22 protein-coding genes are annotated in these 20,778 nt (G+C 71.0%); 12 read left to right on the forward strand and 10 right to left on the reverse strand.

What is annotated here, in order from left to right; translation table 11 throughout:
* Nucleotides 1–48: 48 nt before the first annotated feature.
* Nucleotides 49–3,633, forward strand: a complete 3,585-nt coding sequence (locus tag KBY90_RS03125) for a DNA polymerase III subunit alpha (RefSeq protein ID WP_254967007.1) — start codon at nucleotides 49–51, stop codon at nucleotides 3,631–3,633.
* 70 nt (nucleotides 3,634–3,703) lie between these two features.
* On the opposite strand, the gene KBY90_RS03130 is transcribed toward KBY90_RS03125, so the two are convergent.
* The 3 genes from KBY90_RS03130 to ruvA all read right to left on the reverse strand — a co-directional run bounded on the left by KBY90_RS03130 (nucleotide 3,704) and on the right by ruvA (nucleotide 5,166).
* Nucleotides 3,704–4,138: a PAM68 family protein gene (locus KBY90_RS03130; protein ID WP_254967008.1), complete on the reverse strand. Its 435-nt coding sequence runs from the start codon at nucleotides 4,136–4,138 to the stop codon at nucleotides 3,704–3,706.
* A gap of 28 nt (nucleotides 4,139–4,166) precedes the next feature.
* The gene (gene rpsO, locus KBY90_RS03135) at nucleotides 4,167–4,436 is read right to left on the reverse strand and encodes a 30S ribosomal protein S15 (RefSeq protein WP_254967009.1); all 270 of its coding nucleotides are present in this window, start codon (nucleotides 4,434–4,436) and stop codon (nucleotides 4,167–4,169) included.
* Between the two features lie 70 nt (nucleotides 4,437–4,506).
* Nucleotides 4,507–5,166, reverse strand: a complete 660-nt coding sequence (ruvA, locus tag KBY90_RS03140; RefSeq protein WP_254967010.1) for a Holliday junction branch migration protein RuvA — start codon at nucleotides 5,164–5,166, stop codon at nucleotides 4,507–4,509.
* A 21-nt stretch (nucleotides 5,167–5,187) separates the two neighbouring features.
* Here ruvA and KBY90_RS03145 point away from each other — a divergent pair, with 21 nt between their 5' ends.
* Nucleotides 5,188–5,682: a hypothetical protein gene (locus tag KBY90_RS03145; protein WP_254967011.1), complete on the forward strand. Its 495-nt coding sequence runs from the start codon at nucleotides 5,188–5,190 to the stop codon at nucleotides 5,680–5,682.
* Here the strand turns inward: KBY90_RS03145 and KBY90_RS03150 are convergent.
* Nucleotides 5,654–6,523: a DMT family transporter gene (locus KBY90_RS03150; RefSeq protein WP_254967012.1), complete on the reverse strand. Its 870-nt coding sequence runs from the start codon at nucleotides 6,521–6,523 to the stop codon at nucleotides 5,654–5,656. The two genes, KBY90_RS03145 and KBY90_RS03150, sit on opposite strands and share 29 nt — an antisense overlap.
* A 161-nt stretch (nucleotides 6,524–6,684) precedes the next feature.
* Here KBY90_RS03150 and dnaG point away from each other — a divergent pair, with 161 nt between their 5' ends.
* Entirely contained in the window at nucleotides 6,685–8,829 is a 2,145-nt protein-coding gene (gene dnaG, locus KBY90_RS03155; RefSeq protein ID WP_254967013.1) for a DNA primase, read from the forward strand.
* Nucleotides 8,830–8,858: 29 nt separating this feature from the next.
* Complete coding sequence (locus tag KBY90_RS03160) at nucleotides 8,859–9,152, forward strand: hypothetical protein (protein WP_254967014.1); 294 nt, start codon at nucleotides 8,859–8,861, stop codon at nucleotides 9,150–9,152.
* Here the strand turns inward: KBY90_RS03160 and KBY90_RS03165 are convergent.
* Together KBY90_RS03165 and KBY90_RS03170 are read right to left on the reverse strand one after the other, a co-directional pair.
* Nucleotides 9,099–10,430: a Y-family DNA polymerase gene (locus KBY90_RS03165; RefSeq protein ID WP_254967015.1), complete on the reverse strand. Its 1,332-nt coding sequence runs from the start codon at nucleotides 10,428–10,430 to the stop codon at nucleotides 9,099–9,101. The genes KBY90_RS03160 and KBY90_RS03165 overlap by 54 nt on opposite strands.
* 31 nt (nucleotides 10,431–10,461) lie before the next feature.
* The gene (locus tag KBY90_RS03170; RefSeq protein WP_254967169.1) at nucleotides 10,462–10,884 is read right to left on the reverse strand and encodes a LexA family transcriptional regulator; all 423 of its coding nucleotides are present in this window, start codon (nucleotides 10,882–10,884) and stop codon (nucleotides 10,462–10,464) included.
* 339 nt (nucleotides 10,885–11,223) lie between these two features.
* Between KBY90_RS03170 and KBY90_RS03175 the strand changes: the two genes are divergently transcribed.
* The 3 genes from KBY90_RS03175 to KBY90_RS03185 are packed head-to-tail and all read left to right on the forward strand — an operon-like array spanning nucleotide 11,224 to nucleotide 14,479.
* Nucleotides 11,224–11,826, forward strand: coding sequence for a succinate dehydrogenase (locus KBY90_RS03175; RefSeq protein ID WP_254967016.1), 603 nt, complete (start codon nucleotides 11,224–11,226; stop codon nucleotides 11,824–11,826).
* Nucleotides 11,823–13,742: a fumarate reductase/succinate dehydrogenase flavoprotein subunit gene (locus KBY90_RS03180; RefSeq protein WP_254967017.1), complete on the forward strand. Its 1,920-nt coding sequence runs from the start codon at nucleotides 11,823–11,825 to the stop codon at nucleotides 13,740–13,742. Before KBY90_RS03175 ends, KBY90_RS03180 begins: the two co-directional genes overlap by 4 nt.
* Nucleotides 13,739–14,479: a succinate dehydrogenase/fumarate reductase iron-sulfur subunit gene (locus KBY90_RS03185; RefSeq protein WP_254967018.1), complete on the forward strand. Its 741-nt coding sequence runs from the start codon at nucleotides 13,739–13,741 to the stop codon at nucleotides 14,477–14,479. Before KBY90_RS03180 ends, KBY90_RS03185 begins: the two co-directional genes overlap by 4 nt.
* A 10-nt stretch (nucleotides 14,480–14,489) precedes the next feature.
* On the opposite strand, the gene KBY90_RS03190 is transcribed toward KBY90_RS03185, so the two are convergent.
* The 4 genes from KBY90_RS03190 to KBY90_RS03205 all read right to left on the reverse strand — a co-directional run bounded on the left by KBY90_RS03190 (nucleotide 14,490) and on the right by KBY90_RS03205 (nucleotide 17,021).
* Complete coding sequence (locus KBY90_RS03190) at nucleotides 14,490–14,849, reverse strand: hypothetical protein (protein WP_254967019.1); 360 nt, start codon at nucleotides 14,847–14,849, stop codon at nucleotides 14,490–14,492.
* Nucleotides 14,850–14,903: 54 nt separating this feature from the next.
* The gene (gap, locus tag KBY90_RS03195; RefSeq protein WP_254967020.1) at nucleotides 14,904–15,905 is read right to left on the reverse strand and encodes a type I glyceraldehyde-3-phosphate dehydrogenase; all 1,002 of its coding nucleotides are present in this window, start codon (nucleotides 15,903–15,905) and stop codon (nucleotides 14,904–14,906) included.
* 77 nt (nucleotides 15,906–15,982) lie between these two features.
* Nucleotides 15,983–16,438, reverse strand: a complete 456-nt coding sequence (locus KBY90_RS03200; protein WP_254967021.1) for a hypothetical protein — start codon at nucleotides 16,436–16,438, stop codon at nucleotides 15,983–15,985.
* Between the two features lie 16 nt (nucleotides 16,439–16,454).
* The gene (locus KBY90_RS03205; protein WP_254967022.1) at nucleotides 16,455–17,021 is read right to left on the reverse strand and encodes a pentapeptide repeat-containing protein; all 567 of its coding nucleotides are present in this window, start codon (nucleotides 17,019–17,021) and stop codon (nucleotides 16,455–16,457) included.
* Nucleotides 17,022–17,073: 52 nt separating this feature from the next.
* Between KBY90_RS03205 and KBY90_RS03210 the strand changes: the two genes are divergently transcribed.
* The 5 genes from KBY90_RS03210 (at nucleotide 17,074) to KBY90_RS03230 (ending at nucleotide 20,778) form a co-directional block, all read left to right on the forward strand.
* Nucleotides 17,074–17,430 (forward strand): YraN family protein, encoded by a 357-nt coding sequence (locus KBY90_RS03210; RefSeq protein WP_254967023.1) that lies wholly within the window; start codon nucleotides 17,074–17,076, stop codon nucleotides 17,428–17,430.
* 67 nt (nucleotides 17,431–17,497) lie between these two features.
* Nucleotides 17,498–18,331: a 16S rRNA (adenine(1518)-N(6)/adenine(1519)-N(6))-dimethyltransferase RsmA gene (gene rsmA, locus KBY90_RS03215; protein ID WP_254967024.1), complete on the forward strand. Its 834-nt coding sequence runs from the start codon at nucleotides 17,498–17,500 to the stop codon at nucleotides 18,329–18,331.
* A complete protein-coding gene (gene ispE / locus KBY90_RS03220; RefSeq protein ID WP_254967025.1) occupies nucleotides 18,324–19,259 on the forward strand; it encodes a 4-(cytidine 5'-diphospho)-2-C-methyl-D-erythritol kinase in 936 nt (311 codons plus the stop codon). Before rsmA ends, ispE begins: the two co-directional genes overlap by 8 nt.
* The gene (locus KBY90_RS03225; RefSeq protein ID WP_254967026.1) at nucleotides 19,256–19,618 is read left to right on the forward strand and encodes a DUF3082 domain-containing protein; all 363 of its coding nucleotides are present in this window, start codon (nucleotides 19,256–19,258) and stop codon (nucleotides 19,616–19,618) included. Before ispE ends, KBY90_RS03225 begins: the two co-directional genes overlap by 4 nt.
* 176 nt (nucleotides 19,619–19,794) lie before the next feature.
* Nucleotides 19,795–20,778 (forward strand): pyruvate dehydrogenase complex E1 component subunit beta, encoded by a 984-nt coding sequence (locus tag KBY90_RS03230; RefSeq protein WP_254967027.1) that lies wholly within the window; start codon nucleotides 19,795–19,797, stop codon nucleotides 20,776–20,778.

Below are 20,778 nucleotides of genomic sequence, written 5' to 3' on the forward strand. Positions count from 1 at the left end.
TCTGGTGTGTCGCCCCTGCGCTGGGCCCCACGGCCGACCCCACCACCCTTGGCTTTCGTTCCCCTCCACAACCACAGCGACTACAGCCTCCTGGACGGGGCCAGCCAGCTGCCGGCGATGGTCGAGCGCGCGGTGGAGCTGGGCATGCCGGCCCTGGCCCTCACCGACCACGGCGTCATGTATGGCGCCATCGAGCTGCTCAAGCTCTGCGGCAAGGCGGGCATCAAGCCGATCATCGGCAACGAGATGTACGTCATCAACGGCTCGCTTGATGACCCCAACCCGCCCAAGAAGGAGCGCCGCTACCACCTGGTGGTGCTGGCCAAGAACGCGGTGGGTTACCGCAACCTGGTGAAGCTCACCAGCATCAGCCACCTGCGCGGCATGCGCGGGCGCGGCATCTTCGCCCGGGCCTGCATCGACAAGGCCACCCTCGAGCAGCACAGCGAGGGGCTGATCGTGGCCACCGCCTGCCTGGGCGGCGAGATCCCCCAGGCGATCCTGCGCGGCCGCCCCGACGCGGCCCGGGAGGTGGCCCGCTGGTACCAGCGGGTGTTCGGTGACGACTTCTACCTGGAGATCCAGGACCACGGCGGCATCGAGGACCGCATCGTCAACACCGGCATTGCTGAAATCGGCGCCGAGCTGGGCATCGAGCTGATCGCCACCAACGACGCCCACTACCTGAGCGTGGGCGATGTGGAGGCCCACGACGCCCTGCTCTGCGTGCTCACCGGCAAGCTGATCAGCGACGAGAAGCGCCTGCGCTACACGGGCACCGAATACATCAAGAGCGAGGCGGAGATGCTGCAGCTCTTCGGCGATCACCTGCCGGCGGAGCTGATCGAGCGGGCGGTGGCCAACACCGCCCGGGTGGCCGAGAAGGTGGAGGACTACGACATCCTCGGCCGCTACCAGATGCCGCGCTTCCCGATCCCGGAGGGCCACACGCCGGTGAGTTATCTGCGCGAGGTGAGCGAGCAGGGGCTGCGGGCTCGGCTGGGGCTGGCCGATGGAGCGGTGTTTGATGCCACCTATGGCGAGCGGCTGGATTTCGAGCTGCAGGTGATGGAGCAGATGGGCTTCCCTACCTACTTCCTGGTGGTGTGGGACTACATCCGCTTCGCCCGCGAGAGCGGCATCCCGGTGGGGCCGGGCCGCGGTTCAGCCGCCGGTTCGCTGGTGGCCTACGCCCTGGGGATCACCAACATCGATCCGGTCACGAACGGGTTGCTGTTCGAGCGCTTCCTCAACCCTGAGCGCAAGTCGATGCCGGACATCGACACCGACTTCTGCATCGAGCGCCGCGGCGAGGTGATCGACTACGTGACCCGCCGCTACGGCGAGGAGAAGGTGGCCCAGATCATCACCTTCAACCGCATGACCTCCAAGGCGGTGCTCAAGGATGTGGCCCGCGTGCTCGACATTCCCTACGGCGACGCCGACCGGCTGGCCAAGCTGATCCCGGTGGTGCGGGGCAAGCCCGCCAAGCTCAAGGAGATGATCGGCGAGGAGTCGCCGGCGCCGGAATTCCGCGAGAAGTATCAGAAGGATCCCCAGGTGCAGCGCTGGGTGGACATGGCGATGCGCATCGAAGGCACCAACAAGACCTTCGGGGTGCATGCGGCGGGCGTGGTGATCGCCGCCGACCCGCTCGATGAGGTGGTGCCGCTGCAGCGCAACAACGACGGCCAGGTGATCACCCAGTACTTCATGGAAGACGTGGAGTCGATGGGGCTGCTGAAGATGGACTTCCTGGGCCTGAAAAATCTCACCATGATCGACAAGACCATCGATCTGGTGAAGGAGAGCACCGGCGAAACGGTGGATCCCGACGCCCTGCCCCTGGATGATCCGGGCACCTACGGCCTGCTGGCCCGCGGTGATCTGGAGGGCATCTTCCAGCTGGAATCCAGCGGCATGCGCCAGATCGTGCGCGACCTCAAGCCCTCCTCCCTGGAAGACATCTCCTCGATTCTGGCTCTCTATCGACCGGGCCCCCTCGATGCGGGCCTGATCCCCAAGTTCATCAACCGCAAGCACGGCCGCGAGGCGATCGACTTCGCCCACGCCAAGCTGGAGCCGATCCTGCAGGAGACCTACGGGATCATGGTGTATCAGGAGCAGATCATGCGCATTGCGCAGGATCTGGCCGGCTATTCGCTCGGGGAAGCCGACCTGCTGCGGCGGGCGATGGGCAAGAAGAAGAAAAGCGAGATGGAGAAACACCAGAGCATCTTCGTGAAGGGCGCCACCGAGCGGGGCGTGGATCCCAAGATCGCCGAGGGGCTCTTTGAACAGATGGTGCTGTTCGCGGAGTACTGCTTCAACAAGAGCCATTCCACCGCCTACGGCGCGGTGACCTATCAGACCGCCTACCTCAAGGCCCACTACCCGGTGGCCTACATGGCGGCGCTGCTCACCGTGAATGCCGGCGATTCGGCCAAGGTGCAGCGCTACATCGCCAACTGCAATGCCATGGGCATCGAGGTGATGCCGCCGGATGTGAATGCCTCCGGCATCGACTTCACCCCCGTGGGTGATCGCATCCTGTTCGGGCTCTCGGCCGTGCGCAATCTGGGTGAGGGGGCCATCCGCCAGCTGATCGAGGTGCGCCAGAGCGATGGGCCCTTCGCCTCCCTGGCCGATCTCTGCGACCGCATCCCCGGCCAGCAGCTCAACCGCCGCGCCCTGGAGGCCCTGATCCACTCCGGTGCCCTCGACGCCCTCGAGCCCAAGGCCAACCGGGCCCAGCTGATGGCCGATCTCGACTTGGTCCTCGACTGGGCCAGCTCCCGCGCCAGGGACCGGGCCAGCGGCCAGGGCAACCTCTTCGATCTGCTCGGCGGTGACGGCGGCAGCAGCGCTGCGGGCGAGGTCGGCGCCGGCGGCCCAGGGGCGGCCGGTGCCGGCTCCCTGAGCACGGCGCCGAAGGCCGCGCCGGTGGCCGATTACCCCCCCACCGAGAAGCTGCGCCTCGAGAAGGAACTGGTGGGCTTCTACCTCTCCGACCACCCGCTCAAGCAGCTGGCGCCGAAGGTGCGGCTGCTCTCACCCGTGGCCCTCGGCAACCTGGAGGAGCTGGCAGACAAGGCCAGGGTGAGTGCCGTGGTGATGGTGCCGGAGCTGCGCCAGGTGACCACCCGCAAGGGCGACCGCATGGCGGTGCTGCAGCTGGAGGACCTCACCGGCAGCTGCGAGGCGGTGGTGTTTCCCCGCACCTTCGCCCGGTTGGCCGATCACCTGATGGTGGATGCGCGCCTGTTGGTGTGGGCCTCGGTGGACCGGCGCGACGATCGGGTGCAGCTGATCGTGGACGACTGCCGGCAGGTGGACGATCTGCAGCTGCTGATGGTGGATCTGCCCGCGGAGCAGGCCGCCGACATCACCATTCAGCACCGCCTGCGCGAGTGCCTGCAGCGCCACAGGCCGCCCCAGGACGAAGCGGGACTGCGCGTGCCCGTGGTGGCCCTGGTGCGCCAGGGCGATCAGACCCGCTGCGTGCGGCTCGGCCCCCAGTTCTGCGTGGCTGACCCGCAGGCTGCCCTTTCGACCCTCAGCGCGGCCGAGTTCAGGGGGCGGATCAGTGCTCCACTGCTGGAGGCAGTGGCACCGTCAACCCGCGCCGCCTGAGCCAGGCCACCAGCTCCAGCACGCCGCAACCACAAGGCACGGCCGGGCCTGGCACTATGCGGCGCTGCCCTCAGTTGTCCCGGCGCTGACGAAGGGCGCGGATGGAGTCCTTCAGCCGGCCCACGTTCACGCCGATCTGCTCGCCCCCCAGGACACTGCCGGCCTGGGGTTCCCAGCTGGCCGAGAGCACGCCGTAGCTGAGGCCCAGCAGGCCGAGAAGGAAGCAGCCGCCGGAGGCCGCCAGCGTGGCGCCCGGGGCGATGTCCATCAACCCGCGGCTCACCAGCAGATAGCTGGCCACGAACACGCCCATGCCCATCAGGGTGGGGATGCCCGTGGCCACGGCGATGCGCCGGGCCATGCGGTTGGCCACGGCCTCAGGGATCACCTGCTGGCGGAGGCCGGTGGCGGATGGGTTGCCACCTCGGCCGGCCTGCGGCTTCCCTCCGCCCTTCGGCTTCTTCCGGCTGCTGCTTGCGGTGGGCTGGATGCCTTTGCCGGCCATGTGCCTTGCCCGGACGCCTGAGCCGGGATCAGCCGCGGATGCCGAGCTTGGCGATCAGCTGGCTGTAGCGCTCGCCGCTGATGCCCCGCAGATAGCCAAGCAGGCGCTTGCGACGGCCGATCATCTTCAGCAGGCCCTGGCGCGACGAGAAGTCGTGCTTGTTCTGCTGCAGGTGGGTGGTGAGCTGGCTGATGCGCTCGCTCAGCATCGCCACCTGCACCTCAACCGACCCGGTATCGGTGCCGTGGGTCTGGTGGGTGTTGATCAGTTCCTGCTTCTTGGTGGTGGTGAGCGGCATGGAGATGGAAACGGCGGGCGCGGCCCGTGGCCATTGCGCGGCAATGACCCACCTTACCGTTCGGTGGTCGTCAGGCCGCCTGGCGCGACAGCCAGCGCAGGCACTCGCGGATCCAGTCCTCCGCGCTCCAGTCCGCCGCCCCCTCCCCGAGCGTCTGCTGGCGGGCCGCGGCCCGCAGGGCCCGGTGAACCTCGAGCACCTCGTAGCCCAGTGCCTCCAGGGTGTGCTGCACGTCGTCGCGGTGGTCGTCGCCGGGCTGGGCGTCCGTCAACGCCGCGAGATCGTCGGGGTCGGGATCCAGACCGCCGAGGAAGCGCTGCTGCAGCCGGCCGCGCAGTTCCACGGCCAGCCGTTCCGCCGTGCGCCGCCCCACCCCGGGCGCCTGGCAGAGCCGGCGCAGGTCGGCCTGCACGATCGCCTGCACCAGGGCGTCGGGCTCCAGGCAACCCAACAGCCCCAGGGCCATCTGCGGTCCCACGCCGCTCACCGCCACCAGCTCCCGGAACAGCTCCCGTTCCTGGCGGACGCCGAAGCCGTAGAGGGTCCAGCCGTCCTCCCGCACCGTCTGGTGAATGTGCAGGCTGAGGCGGGTGCCCACTGGCGGCAGCTGCCGCCAGTGGCGCTGGCTCACCTGCACCTCGTAGCCCACCCCCTGACACACCAGCAGCAGGCCGCAGCGTTTGTCCTGTTGCCAGGGATCGGCGAGTTCGCCCTGCAACCAGCCGATCATGGGTGCACTGTCGATCGCACCATGCTGCCCGCCCCGCGGCCCCCTGCCCAGTTCCGGTTGCCGGCAACCCTGACGCGCTGGACCCGGCCGGCGCTGCGTTCCCTCGCGGGTGCGGCGCTGGCGCTGCTGCTGCTCCTGCCCCTGGCGGGCTGCGCTGGCGCTCCCCAGCCCCCCCGTGGGGTGCTGCTCCGGGCCCTGGCCCTGCAGATCCAGCTCACCCAGAGCGCCATCGCCCAGGCTCTCGACCTGGCCAGCGACCCTGATGCCGTCCCCCAGGTCAGCCGCGTGCGGGTGTCCGAGCAACAGGCGCTGCGCATCGGCGAGGCCAGGGGCCTGCGGCTGGTCGGCCAGTTCGACTGGCGCCTGCCCGGTGATCCGATCCGGGTCGACAGCCCCTTCGAGCTCTACCTGCAGCGCGGCGAGCGTGGCCAGAGCTGGCGGCTCGCCCGTCCCGTCGGCAGTGCCGACGGCAGCACCCAGGAGTGGATCACCGACCCGCTGCCGTTGCCGGGCTGACGCGGCTGCGGCCGAGGCTGATCAGCGTGGCGCCCAGCACCAGGGCCGCACCGGCCATGGTCCAGCCATCCACCGCCTCACCGAAGATCAGCCAGCCCCACAGGCCTGCGAAAGCCACCTGCACGTAGCTGATCGCCGTGGCCCGGGCGGCCGGCAGGCCGATCAGCCCGCGGGTGAGCGTCAGCTGCCCCAGCTGGGTGAACAGGCCCACCCCCAGCAGCCAGAGCAGCTCGACCGCCGTGGGCAGCACCGGGTTCAGCAGCACCAGGGGCAGGCTCATGGGCAGCGCCACCAACGGGAAATAGAACACGATCACCAGCGGGTGCTCGCTGCCGGCCAGGCTGCGCACGCTCACATAGGCCAGTGCCGTGCAGAAGGCGCCGGCGATGGCGATCAGCACCGCAGGCGCCGGCAGGGCAGCGCCGCCGGCCAGTGCCAGCGTGCCCGGCAGCACTGCCGGCCGGGTCACCAGCAGCACGCCCAGCCAGCCCACCGCCACGGCCGCCAGCACCCGCCGGCCGATGGGCTCTCCCAGCAATAGCCAGGCCAGCAGCGCCGTGCAGGTGGGATAGAGGTACTGCAGCACCGTCGCCGAGGCCAGGGGCAGCTCGCTGAGGGCCACGTACACGCAGAACAGGGCGACGCTGCCGATGCCGCCACGCCACACCAGCAGGGCGCGCCGCTCTCCCCAGGGACGGATCCCGGCCCGACGCAGCTGCCACCAGCTCAGGGTCAGGTTCACCAGGGAGCGGGCCAGCACCACCTCGGCAGCGGGGATGCGTCCGCCCACCTGCTTCACGCAGATGCCCATCAGCGAGAAGCTCAGGGCACTGATCACCATGGCCGCCCCCGGTCCCGGCGACCAGCTCCGGACCCCTGCCGTCACAGCGGCCCCTGGCCCGGGCAGGATCGGTCCGCCTCCCCCAGAATCGTCTCCTGAACCGGCCCGGGATCCCGGCTCGGCCGGCCGGCCACCCCTGTCCACCCGACGTCCTCCACCCCTTGAGCCTGCCCCGCCTGCATCCCCGCACGATCGAGGCCGTCAAGGAGCGGGCCGACATCGTCGATGTGGTCGGTGAGCATGTGGTCCTCAAGAAGAAGGGTCGCGAATACGTGGGGCTGTGCCCCTTCCACGACGACCGTTCGCCGTCGATGACGGTGTCGCCGGCCAAGCAGTTCTATTACTGCTTCTCCTGCGGTGCCGGCGGCAATGCCATCAAGTTCCTGATGGAACTGCAGCGGCAGAGCTTCAGCGACGTGGTGCTGGAGCTGGCGCGCAAGTATCAGCTGCCGGTGGAGACGCTGGACGGACCCCAGCAGGAGCGGCTGCGGCGCCAGCTCTCCCGCCGCGAGCAGCTGCACCGGGTGCTCACCCTGGCTGCCGGCTGGTTCCGCAGCCAGCTGCGCGCCCCCGAGGGCCAGGCGGCCCTGGCCTACCTGCGCGACAGCCGCCGACTCAGTGAGGGCACCCTCGAGGCCTTCGAGCTCGGCTTCGCCCCCGACCGCTGGGATGGCCTGCTGCAGCACCTGGGTCAGGCCCACGGCCTGGGGCCCGACCTGCTCGAGGCCGCCGGCCTGGTGGTGCCGCGCAAGGGCGGCGACGGGTTCTACGACCGCTTCCGCGGCCGGGTGATGGTGCCGATCAAGGACCGCCAGGGCCGGGTGGTGGGCTTCGGCGGCCGCAGTCTCGACGGCGCCGAGCCCAAGTACCTCAACTCGCCGGAGACGGAGCTGTTCGAGAAGGGCCAGCACCTCTTCGGGCTCGACCGCGCGCTTGACGCCATCCGCCGTGAGGACCGGGCCGTGGTGGTGGAGGGCTACTTCGATGTGATCGCCCTGCACGCCGCCGGCATCACCAACGCCGTGGCGGCCCTGGGCACGGCCCTGAGCAGCCAGCAGATCACCCAGCTCTGCCGCTGCTGCGAGAGCCGGCGGCTGATCCTCAACTTCGACAGCGACGGCGCCGGCGTGCGCGCCGCCCAGCGCGCCATTGGCGAGGTGGAACATCTGGCGCTGCAGGGCCAGCTGGAGCTGCGGGTGCTGCACCTGCCCGCCGGCAAGGACCCCGACGAGTTCCTCAATGAGCGCGGTGCCGGCGACTACCGGGCCCTGCTGGATCAGGCCCCCCTCTGGCTCGACTGGCAGATCGAGCAGGTGCTGGCCGGTCGGGATCTGGCCCGCGCCGACCAGTTCCAGCAGGCCGTGACGGCCCTGGTGGCCCTGCTGGGCAAGCTGCCCCAGAGCGCCGTGCGCAGCCACTACCTGCAGCAGGTGGCCGAACGTCTCTCCGGCGGCCAGGCGCGGCTGGCCCTGCAGCTGGAGGACGACCTGCGCCAGCAGGTGAAGGGCCAGCGCTGGCACGGCCGCTCCCAGAAGTGGGAGCAGCCTGGCGAGGCGGGCCTGCGGGAGCGGGCCGAGGCGGAGCTGCTGCGTCTCTACCTGCACTGCCCGGCGCAGCGGGGCGCCATCCGCGCCGAGCTGCGCCAGCGGGAGCTCGATGACTTCGCCCTTCGCCATCACCGCCAGCTCTGGGCCGCCATCTCCGCCCTGGAGGAGGACAACCTGGGCGCAGGCCGCCTCGAGGCCATCAACCGCGGCGCCGATCCCGGCCACGACCTGGCCGATCTGGATCTGGCCCGCCTCCTCGCCGACCAGCTGGTGGTGGAGCAGAGCGAGCTGCTGAGCCGGCTCACCCCCCTGCTGGAGCCCAGCGAGCTGCAGCGCCTGGCCCTCACCCAGCCCCTGCTGCAGCTGCGCGGCGCCACCGCCACCCTGGAACGGCAGCGCAGCCTGCGCCGCTGCCGCCACCTGCTCGATGCCTGGAGCAGCCAGCGGCTGGAGACCCTGGAGCGCTGCATCGCCCGTCTGCTGGAGGAGGAGCCCCCCGAGGGCTGGAGCGGCACTCCCCCCGCCGATGGGCTGGTCCCGGTCGGTGACATGGAGCAGCGCATCGAGGCCCTGTTCGCCCACCTCAACGCCGATGCCCTGCGCTTCCAGGAGCTGTACTACAGCGAGCGGCGCTACCTCCACCAGCTCGACAGCCACCGCCGTGCCGGCCTGACGGAGGTGGTGGCTGGGCCGCCCGGCGATGCCGATTCCCCTGCGGGCGAGCCCGTCGCTTCTGGCGGTGTGACGGGCTCTGCCTAGGGTCATCCTGTTCTCCGCTGGTGCGCCCGATGGCCTTCTTCGAGGTGCTCTGGCACGGTGAGGCCATCGGCGACGGGGGCGATCTCGAGGAGGCCCTGCAGTCCTACGGGCTGCTGGATCCCCGACCGCCGAGCTGGCCCGAGGCCTGCGCCCAGCCCCGCGCCGAGCCCTGCATCCGCCGCTACGCCTCCTTCGACGCCTTCCTCGACAACGCCGATGAGCTGGAGACGATCCCGGTGACGGCGGCGATGATCGAAACCGCCCTGGCTTCAGCCGGCGTGCACCAGGGGCAGGTCGGCGAGGCGGGTGGTGGCGGCCCGTGACAGCCGGCCGCGCCGCATCGCCCAGGGCCGCTGCAGCCCGCAGGCGGCCCATTGCACCGTGCCGCTGCCGTAGCGGCGGTTGAGGCCGTCCACCACCGCCATCAGGGCCTGGCGGCGGCGCTGCTGCTCCGCGCTCTGGGGCACCAGCAGGTGGTGCTGCAGCAGGGTGTCCGGTTGCAGCTGCTGCAGCAGCACGCCGGCCTTCTGCAGGGGCTTGTGGGGGTTGAACAGGCGCTCGGCCAGGGGCAGGGCCGCCGCCAGCAGCACGGCGCTGTCGTGGCTGGCCAGCGGCAGGGTCACGGTGGCGGCGTTGGCGTAGAAGCTGGTGCCGTTGAACGGGCTGCTGCGTACGAACACGGTGAGGGCGCCGGCCCGCTGGTGCTGGCGCCGCAGTTTCTCGGCCGCCCGGCAGGTGTAGGTGGCGATCGCCTCGCGCAGGTGGGCCAGGGTGGCGATCGGCCGCGAGAAGCTGCGGCTCACGCAGGTTTCACGCTTGGCCGCCGGCAGCCGCTCCAGCGGCAGGCAGGCGATCCCGCGCAGTTCCTGCTGCAGCCGCACCCCCACCACGCCGCAGCCGCGGCGCAGCTCGCCGCTGGGCATGTCGCGCAGGGCCCGGGCGCTGGCGATGCCGCGCAGCCGGCACCAGCGGGCCAGCCGGCGGCCGATGCCCCACACGTCCTCGATCGCCACCGCCTCCAGCCAGGGGTCGGCATCGGCCACGGCCCCCAGGTCGAACACCCCCTCACCCGCGCCCTGGCCCATTCCCCTGCCGGCGGCCTTGGCCAGCCGGTTGGCCAGCTTCGCCTGCACCTTGGTGGCGGCGATGCCCACCGCCACCGGCAGGCCCAGCCGCCGCTGCACGTCGCGGCGCAGGCGCCGGCCCCAGTCCGTGAGATCGCCGCCGCCATCGCTTGCCGGGCCGGGGCGGTGCAGCAGGCCGAAGGCCTCGTCGATCGAGTAGATCTCCAGCTCCTCCACCCACTCCTCCAGCACGCTCATCAGCCGCTGGCTCATGTCGGCGTAGAGGGCGTAGTTGGAGCTGCGCACGATCACCCCCAGCCGCTCCAGCTGGCGCTGCACCTGGAAATACGGCTGGCCCATGGGGATGCCCAGGGCGCGGGCCTCGGCGCTGCGCGAGACGATGCAGCCGTCGTTGTTGGAGAGCACCACCAGGGGCCGGCCGATCAGGGCCGGATCCAGCAGCGCCTCGCAGGAGGCGTAGAAGTTGTTGCCGTCGATCAGCACGGTGGCTTCCCGACCGCTGGCCAGGCGCGCCATGGCTCAGGAGCTGTGGTTCAGGAGTTGCGGTTCAGAGGCTGTGGATGGCGTGGATGGCCACCCCCCAGATGCGGCTGTCGTCGCCGTCGCCCAGCTCCAGCGGCGGGTAGTCGGGATGGGCGGCCTCCAGGCGCCAGCGGCCGCGGTGGCGGCGCAGGTGCTTGAGGGTGAAGGCCCCCTCGATCACGGCCACCACCACCAGGCCCGCCCGCGGCTCGACCGCCCGGTCCACCACCAGCAGATCGCCGTCGAGGATGCCGGCCCCGCGCATCGAGTCGCCGCTCACCCGCAGGAAGAAGGTGCTGCTGGGGTGGCGGATCAGCGCCTCGTTGAGATCGATGCGGCTCTCCACGTAGTCGTCGGCCGGGCTGGGGAAGCCCGCGGCCACCGTGGTTCCGGCCAGGGGGAGGAGGAGGCGCAGCCGCTGGCCCGGCGGCGGCTGCGGCCCCAGCAGGCTGAGCTGCGGCCGGTCGGGCTCCGGCGGCCTGAGCGGCGGCCCATCGGGCTCCGGCAGATCGCGTGACGCCGGAACCTGTTGCTGCGAAACCTGTTGCTGCGGGCTCCGCTGCTGAGGAACTTGCTGCTGCGGAATCCGCTGCGGCGGAATCCGTTGTGGTGGACCGCTGTCGGGCGGGCGCCCGTCCTGGTGCGGCATGGGCGCGGGAGAGGCTGCATCCATGCCGTTAGTTTAGATGTACTACTCGGGTCTGCCGCGCGGCTCTCGGCGCTGCCGGGCGATCCGGCAGCCGGCGCTCCATACGATGGGGGAGCGGTGGATGGCGGACCGATGGGGGTGAGGACGGCCTGGGCGGCCGCGTCAGGGCTGGTGCTGGTGCTGTTCCTGATCGTCCATCTCGGTGGCGTGGCCCTGGCCCCGCTGGATCCGGCCGCCTTCGAGACCTATGCGGCCGCCCTGCACGGCGCGGCCTGGCTGCCGGTGGCCGAACTGGGGCTGCTGGCGGTGGCCCTGAGCCACGCCGGCCTCAGTCTGGCCAAGGCGATCGCCAACCGCCGCGCGGGCAACGGGGCGGCGCTGGTGAGCCGTCGCGCGGATGCTCTGGGGGCTCTGGCGGCCCGCAGCCAGGCCATGGGGGGGGTGACCCTGCTGGCCTTTCTGGTCGTGCATCTGCTGCAGCTGCGCTGGTCCAGGCCGGCAGCCGGTGAGGAACTGGCAGCTCTGCACAGCGTTTTGGCCCAGCCGGCATCCCTGCTGCTGTATCTGGCCGCTGCCACGGCGGTGGCCCTGCACCTGTTCCATGGCAGCGAGGCGGCCCACCGCAGCCTGGGGCTGCTGGATCCCGCCAACGGCAGTCGCATCCGCGCCGCCGGCCGGGCGCTGGCGCTGCTGGTGGGCGGCGGCTTCGCCGCGGTGGCCGTGCTGGTGGCCCTGCCATGAGCCCTCTGCCCGATCCGCGCCTGCCCGCCGGTCCGATCGCCGATGCCTGGCGCCGCACCCGCGCCGAGCTGCCGCTGATCAGCCCGCTGCGCAAGCGCCAGCTGCAGGTGCTGGTGGTGGGCACGGGCCTGGCCGGCGCCTCGGCCGCCGCCACCCTGGCCGAGCAGGGCTATCGGGTGACGGTGCTCACCTATCACGACAGCCCGCGCCGGGCCCACTCGGTGGCGGCCCAGGGGGGCATCAACGCCGCCAAGAACTACGCCGCCGATGGCGACAGCATCGAGCGCCTGTTCGCCGACACCCTGCGCGGCGGCGATTTCCGTGCCCGCGAGGCCGGCTGCATGCGCCTGGCCGAGCTGAGCGGCGGCATCATCGATCAGTGTGTGGCCCAGGGGGTGCCCTTCGCCCGCGAGTACGGCGGCACCCTGGCCAGCCGCAGCTTCGGCGGGGCGCTGGTGAGCCGCACCTTCTACGCCCGCGGCCAGACCGGCCAGCAGCTGCTCTACGGGGCCACCGCCGCCCTGTTGCGCCAGGTGGCCGCCGGCCGCGTCACCCTGCTGCCCCGCCGCGACGTGCTCGAGCTGATCACGGTGGATGGGGTGGCCCGGGGAGTGGTGGCCCGCCACCTGCTCACGGGCGCGCTGGAGGTGCACACCGCCCAGGCGGTGCTGCTGGCCACCGGCGGCTACAGCAATGTGTTCTTTCTCTCCACCAACGCCCTCAAGTCGAACGCCACGGCGACCTGGCGGGCCCACCGCCAGGGGGCCCTGTTCGCCAATCCCTGCTTCACCCAGATCCACCCCACCTGCATCCCCAGCGGCGATCCGGGCCAGAGCAAGCTCACGCTGATGAGCGAGAGCCTGCGCAACGACGGGCGCATCTGGCTGCCGGCGATCGCCGGCGACCGCCGTCCTCCCGATCAGATCCCCGAGGCCGAGCGCGACTACTTCCTGGAGCGCCTCTACCCCCGCTACGGCAACATGGCGCCCCGCGATCTGGCCTCGCGCCGCGCCCGTGAGCTCTGCAACGCCGGCCATGGCGTGGGGCCTGGGGGGCGGTCGGTGTATCTGGATCTGGGCGATGCGATCGCAGAGCAGGGGCGCGACGTGATCGAGCAGCGCTACGGCAACCTGCTGGAGATGTACGCGCGCATCACGGGCGACGATCCCTATGCCGTGCCGCTGCGCATCTACCCGGCGCCCCACTACACGATGGGCGGGCTGTGGGTGGACTATCAGCTGATGAGTTCGATCCCGGGGCTGTTCGTGCTGGGGGAGGCCAATTTCTCCGAGCACGGCGCCAACCGCCTCGGCGCCAGCGCCCTGATGCAGGGCCTGGCCGATGGCTATTTCATCGCGCCGGCCACGGTGACGGCCTGGCTGGCGGCTACGCCCACCGCGGCGATCAGCGCCGACCACCCGGCCTGCCGCGAGGCCAGGTCCCGCGCCCAGGTCCGCATCGATGGCCTGCTGGCGGTGCGGGGCGATCGGCCGGTGGACGCCTTCCACCGCGAGCTGGGGGCGGTGATGATCGAGCGCTGCGGCATCAGCCGCACGGCCGCGGCACTGCAAGCGGGTCTGGCGGAGGTGGCGGAGCTGGAGCAGTGCTTCCACGCCGAGCTGCGCCTGCCCGGGTCGTTCGAGGGGCCCAACCCGGAGCTGGAGAAGGCGCTGCGGGTGGCCGACTTCTTCGGGCTGGCCCAGCTGATGCTGCGCGATGCCCTGGCCCGGGAGGAATCCTGCGGGGCCCACTTCCGCGAGGAACACCAGACCCCCGACGGCGAAGCCCGGCGCGACGACGGTCGCTTCGCCCACATCGCCGCCTGGGAATCCACGGGCGACGGCCGCGAGCCGATCCGCCACAGCGAACCGCTCACCTTCACGGCGCTCCAGCCCAGCGCCCGCAGCTACCGATGACGCGCACGATCTCCCTCGGCCTGCGCATCTGGCGCCAGGCGTCGCCCGAGGCTCCGGGCGGTTTCCAGAGCTACCGGCTGGAGCAGGTGTCTGTCGATCTCTCGCTACTGGAGGCCCTCGACCAGCTCAACGAACGGCTGATCGCCGCCGGCGAGCGGCCGGTGCACTTCGAGCACGACTGCCGCGAGGGTATCTGCGGCAGCTGCGGCTTCCTGGTGAACGGTCAGGCCCACGGTCCCCAGGCCGCCACCACGGTGTGCCAGCTCTACCTGCGCCAGTTCCGCGACGGTGCCACCCTCACCTTGGAGCCCTGGCGGGCCCGCGCCTTTCCCCCGATCCAGGATCTGGTGGTGGAGCGCGCCGCCCTCGACCGGCTGCTGATCGCCGGTGGCTACTGCTCGGTGAACACGGGCCAGGCGCCGGAGGCCAACGCCATGCTGGTGGGCCAGGAGCAGGCCCGCTCCGCTTTCGACACCGCCACCTGCATCGGCTGCGGCGCCTGTGTGGCCAGCTGCCGCAACGCCTCGGCCAGCCTGTTCGTGGCCGCTAAGCTGGCTCACCTGGGTCAGCTGCCCCAGGGCCAGCCGGAGCGGGTCCGGCGGGCCCGGGCGATGCAGGCGGCGATGACGGCCGAGGGCTTCGGCAGCTGCAGCAGCAATCTGGAGTGCGAGGCCGTATGCCCCCAGCAGATCTCGGCCGACTGGATCAGCTGGATGCAGCGGGAGAACCGGCGTTGATCGCGGCGCCCTAAAATCGGCTCACGAACGGGCCCAGGGCCACCGGACCGCAGCGCCGCAGCCAGCCGATGCCGCCCGGGTAGCGGCGCCAGCAGCTGAGCGTGGCGCCGGCGGCATGGGTCTGGATCAGATACCGGTACACGGCCTGCTGCGCCGCCGGCCCCGCAGCACCTGCGGTCAGCCGTGGCAGGGGAGCGAACACCGCGCTGAATTCCGGGAAGCGGCGGGGCGGCAGGCCGGTGGCGCGCAGGGGCGCCCCCAGCAGCCCGGCCAGCCGTTGCGGAACGCCCCCATCCCCCAGCCACCAGTGCCGCTGACGGCCGGTGGCGGGGTCGATCAGGGAGATGAGGGCGGAGCTGGCAGCAGGCACCGGTGGGGGATGCGTCGGCCCCGATCCAGTGCCACCCCTGTCACCCGGCCTGCCTCAGCTCACGGTGGCCATGTGGCGGATGAGGTCGATGCACTTGCAGCTGTAGCCCCACTCGTTGTCATACCAGGCCACCACCTTCACGAAGGTGTCGGTGAGGGCGATGCCGGCGCCGGCATCGAACACCGAGGTGCAGCTTTCGCCCACGAAATCGCTGGACACCACCGCATCTTCCGTGTAACCGAGGATGCCGGCCATGGGGCCCTCGCTGGCCGCCTTCATCGCCGCCTTGATGGCCTCGTAGCTGGCGGGTCTGGCCAGGTTCACCGTGAGGTCCACCACCGACACATCCGGCGTGGGCACCCGGAAGGCCATGCCGGTGAGCTTGCCGTTGAGCTCCGGGATCACCTTGCCCACCGCCTTGGCGGCACCGGTGCTGCTGGGAATGATGTTCTGGCCGGCGCCGCGGCCGCCGCGCCAGTCCTTCGCCGAGGGGCCGTCCACGGTCTTCTGGGTGGCGGTGACGGCATGCACCGTGGTCATCAGGCCGTCGACGATGCCGAAGTTGTCGTTCAGCACCTTGGCCACCGGCGCCAGGCAGTTGGTGGTGCAGCTGGCGTTGGACACGATCGTCTGTCCCGCGTAGGTGCCGTGATTCACCCCCATCACGAACATCGGCGTGGCGTCCTTGGAGGGGGCGCTCATCACCACCCGCCGGGCGCCGGCCCTGAGGTGGGCGCCGGCCGTCTCGGCGGTGAGGAAGAAGCCGGTGCACTCGAGCACGTACTCGGCCCCCACCGCCGCCCAGTCGAGGTTGGCGGGGTCGCGTTCGGCGGTGATGCGGATGGCCTGGCCGTTCACCACCAGCTGGCCGTTCTCCACGCGCACGTCACCGTGGAAGCGGCCATGGGTGGAGTCGTAGCGGAGCATGTAGGCCAGATAGTCCACATCGATCAGGTCGTTGATCGCTACCACCTCCACGTCGGCCACGGCGCAGGCGCGGCGAAAGGCAAGCCGACCGATACGGCCGAAGCCGTTGATGCCGATGCGGATGGTCATGGTGGCGAAGTGAGATCACGCTCCATGGGCAGGCTACGGATCGAGGCCGCGCCCGTCAGGTCCGCAGCCGCCGGATCTCAGATTTCGTCGTCTTCCAGGAGCAACTGCTCGAAGGCGGTGTAGAGGTCCGCCTGCTCGCGCCCGCGCTGGGGTTGGCCGGCGCCCCGGGCTCCCGGTCCGCGCCGCCGAGTCCGCCCCGCCCCGCGGCCCGCTGCCTGCTCCGCTGCCGTGCTTCGGCCCGCGGTCGCCGCGGCGCCCGGCTGAGGAGTTTCAGGCCGGCTGCGGCGCGCCTCGAGTTCCCGCAGCCGCTCGAGCAGGTGCGGCGGTGCACTGCCGTCGGCACTGGTGCGCATCAGCTCATGGAACAGCGCCTCCGGATCCATCTCCGTCTCCAGCCTGTGGCGCTTTCCCTCGGCGGCGGACGGGGTGGCAGACGGGGTGACCGCTGGTGGCGGTTCCGGCGCAGGCAGGCGCTGCGGCAGGCTGCGGCCCAGCTGGCGCAGGCGCTCGAGGCTGCGGGGGTCGAAGCTCATGGTGCCGGGTCGGGGTTCAGGGGCAGTCCAGGCTGGCCCGGGTGTCCCGGCCGGTGACCGGATTGGTGCCGCGGGCCACGGCACAGAGGGCCTTGCGGGCATCGCCGCGCAGGGGCACGTTGCTGAAATCCGCTCCGTCGATGGTCACATTCTCGAAGCGGGTGTTGAAGGCGAAGGCGTCCACCAGCACGGCATTGCTGAGGTCGGTGCCGTTGAACACCGCCGAATCGAGGGTGGCCTCGCGCAGGTTGGTGTCGCTTAGGTCGGCGTCCTGCAGCTTGGCCCCGAACAGGCTGGCGCCCTGGAGGTCGGAGCCGGAGAGGTCGGCGTCGCGCAGGTTGGTGAGGTTGAAGGTGGCGCCGCGCAGATCCTGGCCGGAGTAGTCGGCGCCGATCAGCACCTGCTTGGCCACATCCACGGCCGCCGCCGCCGGCGCCGCTCCCGCCAGCAGCGGCAGCAGCAGCAGAACCGCCGGCAGCAGCAGGCCCAGCAGCACTGCCGGCAGCCGGGCCGGCAGTCTGAAGCCGGCGGCCCCGCGACCCCTGGCGGCCTGCCGAACCGGAACCTCGGGCTGGGAAGCCATGGCAGCGCTGCAGCTGGGGCAACCCTAGGGACCGTCCCCGCCGGCGCCGCCGATGCCCCACCCCCGACTCTCCGGTGGCTGGGCCGAGCAGCGTGCCCTGAGGCTGCTGCAGCAGCGCGGCTGGCGGCTGCGTGACCGCAACTGGCGCTGCCGCTGGGGAGAACTGGATCTGGTGCTCCAGAAGCACGAGCGCCTGCTGCTCGTGGAGGTGAAGGGACGGTGCAGCGGTGTCGATGGCTGGGGCGTGGCGGCCCTGCGGGCCGGCAAGCGCGGGCGGCTGGAGCGGGCCTGGCGGTGCTGGCTGGCCGAGCACCCCGCTGACACCGCCAGAACCGTGGAGCTGGTGTATGCCCTGGTGCCCCTGCCGCCTCGGCAGGGTGCCGTCCGCTGGATCCGGGCCGGCTTCTGAGGCAGCCGGTTCCTGTTCCGCCGCCTGAACGGCGCCAGGCAATCTGGAGCGTTCAGGCCCCTTCACCATGACCTCTGGCGCCCACCGGGCCCGCAAGCGCTTCGGCCAGCACTGGCTGGTGGATCAGGGGGTGCTGGAGCGGATCGTGGCGGCGGCGGAGCTGCTGCCGGGTGAGCGCGTCCTGGAGATCGGCCCCGGCCGTGGCGCCCTCAGCGAACGTCTGCTGCGCTCGCCAGCGGCGGCGGTGCTGGCGGTGGAGCTGGACCGGGATCTGCTGGACGGGCTGCGGCAGCGTTTCGGCGCCGATCCGCGCTTCAGCCTGGTGGCCGGCGATGCCCTGGCGGTGCAGCTGCCGCCCGCCGACAAGGTGGTGGCCAACATCCCCTACAACATCACCGGCCCCCTGCTGGAGCGCCTGGTGGGCCGCCTCGACCGGCCCGTCACGCCGCCCTACCGCAGGCTGGTGCTGCTGCTGCAGCAGGAAGTGGCCGAGCGCATCTGCGCCCCTCCCGGCAGCCGGGCCTACTCGGCCCTGAGCGTGCGGCTGCAGCTGCTGGCGCACTGCCGCCGGGTGTGTGCCGTGCCGCCGCGCTGCTTCCGGCCACCCCCGCGGGTGCAGTCCGAGGTGATCCGCCTCGACCCCCTGCCCGAGCCGGACCGGCTCGATCCGCCGCTGGCACGTCAGCTGGAGCGGCTGCTGCAGCGCTGCTTCGCCTCCCGCCGCAAGATGCTGCGCAACACCCTGGCCGGCCTGCTGCCCCCCGCCGAGCTGGCGGAGCTGGCCGAGGCCGTGGGCATCGCCCTCTCCCAGCGCCCGCAGGAGATTGCCCCGCCTGCCTGGGTGGCCCTGGCGGCGGGCTTGAATCGCCGCAGCAGCGATCCGCAGGTCGGCAATGGTTGAACTCACGGTGTGGTCGCCAGCCAAGATCAACCTGCACCTGGAGGTGCTCGGTCTGCGGCCCGACGGTTTCCATGAGCTGGCGATGGTGATGCAGACCATCGACCTGCTCGACGCCCTGGAGCTGGAATCCAGCGCCGACGCCGCCATCACCCTGGAGTGCGACCGCCCCGGCTTGCCCACCGACGGCAGCAACCTGATCGTCAAGGCCGCCGAACTGCTGCGGCTGCGCTCCGGCCTGCCCGAGCTCGGTGCCCGCATCAGACTGCGCAAGCGCATCCCCGTGGGAGCCGGGCTGGCCGGCGGCTCCAGCAATGCCGCTGCGGCCCTGGTTGGGCTCAACGCCCTCTGGGGGCTGGGACTGGGGGATGGCGACCTGCACGCCCTGGCCGCCCGTCTGGGGTCCGACGTGCCCTTCTGCCTCGCCGGCGGCACCCAGCTCTGCTTCGGCCGCGGAGAACGGCTCGAGCCCCTGCTTCCGGGTGCCTCCTCCTCCCTGGCCGTGCTGCTGATCAAGCACCCTGCCGCCAGCGTGAGCACGCCCTGGGCCTATGGCCGTTTCCGCGACCTGCGCGGGCGCAGCTACCTCAGCGGCGAGGAGGCCTTCGAGCGCCGGCGTGAGGCCCTGCGCCGCGGACCGCTGCTTCAGGCCCTGCCGCAGCCCGGTCCGCTGCCCACGCTGCGCAACGATCTGCAGGCGGTGGTGGAGCCCGAGGTGGCCAGTGTCCGGGAGGGCCTGGCCCTCCTGCGCGGCCTGCCCGGGAGCCTGGCGGTGGCGATGAGCGGCTCGGGCCCGAGCCTGTTCGCCCTGTTCGCCGGCCAGCCCCGGGCGCTGGCGGCCCAGGCCCTGCTGGCGGAGGATCTGGGGGCGGCGGGATTCGAGAGCTGGGTGTGCGGCTTCCGCGCCTCGGGCGTCATGCTGGAGCCGTGACCGACCCGAGTCCCACGCCTGCATCCGGCACCAGTGCTGCTGCCAACACCAGCCCCGCTGCGCCGCCTTCCAAGGGGCCCCTCAGCTTCCTCTCCGGTGCCCTCACGGCCGGGCTGCTGAGCTGGCTCTGCCTGGGCCTGAGCCGGCGCCTGGCGCTGTATTACGCCCTGCACCCTCCCCACTACGCCTCGAGCATCGCCCAGTCGATCGCCACCGCCCTCAAGACCCTGCTGGTGGGCATGGCTTTCCTGGCCACCTTCAGCTTCGGCTTCATCGCCCTGGGGCTCGGCCTCACCTTCCTGCGCAGCCTGGTGGGCTCCAGCTCACCAAGCGGTGACAGTGCAGGGCCCGGTTCCTAGGGTCGTCACCTGCGCCCCCGCCATGACCCTCCACGACCTCGGTCTGCTGATCACCCTGCTGCTGCCGGGGATGCTGTTGTCGGTGCTGATTCTCAGCACCTTTGCCGCCGGCGGCTGAGGGCGGGGCGGCGCGCGCGGCTGAGATAGGTTGGCCGCCTGCCGATCCCTGCCGACGCGTGGCCGAAACGCTGCTCTTCAACGCCCTCCGCGAGGCCATCGACGAGGAGATGGCCCGCGATCCCCACGTCTGTGTCATGGGCGAGGACGTGGGTCACTACGGCGGCTCCTACAAGGTCACCAAGGACCTGTATGAAAAGTACGGCGAGCTGCGCGTGCTCGACACACCGATCGCCGAGAACTCCTTCACCGGCATGGCCGTGGGTGCGGCCATGACCGGTCTGCGGCCGATCGTGGAAGGCATGAACATGGGCTTTCTGCTGCTGGCCTTCAACCAGATCTCCAACAACATGGGGATGCTCCGTTACACCAGCGGCGGCAACTACACGATCCCGGCCGTGGTGCGTGGCCCCGGAGGTGTGGGGCGCCAGCTGGGCGCGGAGCACAGCCAGCGCCTCGAGGCCTACTTCCACGCCGTGCCCGGCATCAAGATCGTGGCGGTGAGCACCCCCACCAATGCCAAGGGCCTGATGAAGGCGGCGATCCGCGACGACAACCCCGTGCTCTTCTTCGAGCACGTGCTGCTCTACAACCTCAGCGAGGAGCTTCCCGAAGGGGATTACATCTGCGCCCTCGATCAGGCCGAGGTGGTGCGTGAGGGCACGGATATCACCATCCTCACCTACTCCCGCATGCGCCATCACTGCCTCAAGGCCGTGCAGTCCCTCGAGGCTGAGGGCGTGGATGTGGAGCTGATCGATCTGATCAGCCTCAAGCCCTTCGACATGGAGACGATCCGGGCCTCGATCCGCAAGACCCACAAAGTGCTGATCGTGGAGGAGTGCATGAAGACCGGGGGCATCGGCGCCGAACTGATGGCCCTGATCACCGAGCAGTGCTTCGACGACCTCGATGCCCGGCCGGTGCGCCTTTCGTCCCAGGACATCCCCACGCCCTACAACGGCACCCTCGAGAACCTCACGATCATCCAGCCGCACCAGATCGTGGAGGCCGCCAGGGCGCTGAAAGCGGGCGTGATCTGA

The organism is Cyanobium sp. CH-040 (assembly GCF_024346135.1).
Lineage (GTDB): Bacteria > Cyanobacteriota > Cyanobacteriia > PCC-6307 > Cyanobiaceae > NIES-981.

Bases quoted from the DNA above. Each gene is read 5' to 3' on its own strand.
- KBY90_RS03130 (WP_254967008.1), bottom strand. From the start codon at position 4,138: ATGGCCGGCAAAGGCATCCAGCCCACCGCAAGCAGCAGCCGGAAGAAG.
- rpsO (WP_254967009.1), bottom strand. From the start codon at position 4,436: ATGCCGCTCACCACCACCAAGAAGCAGGAACTGATCAACACCCACCAG.
- ruvA (WP_254967010.1), bottom strand. From the start codon at position 5,166: ATGATCGGCTGGTTGCAGGGCGAACTCGCCGATCCCTGGCAACAGGAC.
- KBY90_RS03145 (WP_254967011.1), top strand. From the start codon at position 5,188: ATGCTGCCCGCCCCGCGGCCCCCTGCCCAGTTCCGGTTGCCGGCAACC.
- KBY90_RS03150 (WP_254967012.1), bottom strand. From the start codon at position 6,523: ATGGTGATCAGTGCCCTGAGCTTCTCGCTGATGGGCATCTGCGTGAAG.
- KBY90_RS03160 (WP_254967014.1), top strand. From the start codon at position 8,859: ATGGCCTTCTTCGAGGTGCTCTGGCACGGTGAGGCCATCGGCGACGGG.
- KBY90_RS03165 (WP_254967015.1), bottom strand. From the start codon at position 10,430: ATGGCGCGCCTGGCCAGCGGTCGGGAAGCCACCGTGCTGATCGACGGC.
- KBY90_RS03180 (WP_254967017.1), top strand. From the start codon at position 11,823: ATGAGCCCTCTGCCCGATCCGCGCCTGCCCGCCGGTCCGATCGCCGAT.
- KBY90_RS03185 (WP_254967018.1), top strand. From the start codon at position 13,739: ATGACGCGCACGATCTCCCTCGGCCTGCGCATCTGGCGCCAGGCGTCG.
- gap (WP_254967020.1), bottom strand. From the start codon at position 15,905: ATGACCATCCGCATCGGCATCAACGGCTTCGGCCGTATCGGTCGGCTT.
- KBY90_RS03200 (WP_254967021.1), bottom strand. From the start codon at position 16,438: ATGAGCTTCGACCCCCGCAGCCTCGAGCGCCTGCGCCAGCTGGGCCGC.
- KBY90_RS03205 (WP_254967022.1), bottom strand. From the start codon at position 17,021: ATGGCTTCCCAGCCCGAGGTTCCGGTTCGGCAGGCCGCCAGGGGTCGC.
- KBY90_RS03210 (WP_254967023.1), top strand. From the start codon at position 17,074: ATGCCCCACCCCCGACTCTCCGGTGGCTGGGCCGAGCAGCGTGCCCTG.
- rsmA (WP_254967024.1), top strand. From the start codon at position 17,498: ATGACCTCTGGCGCCCACCGGGCCCGCAAGCGCTTCGGCCAGCACTGG.
- ispE (WP_254967025.1), top strand. From the start codon at position 18,324: ATGGTTGAACTCACGGTGTGGTCGCCAGCCAAGATCAACCTGCACCTG.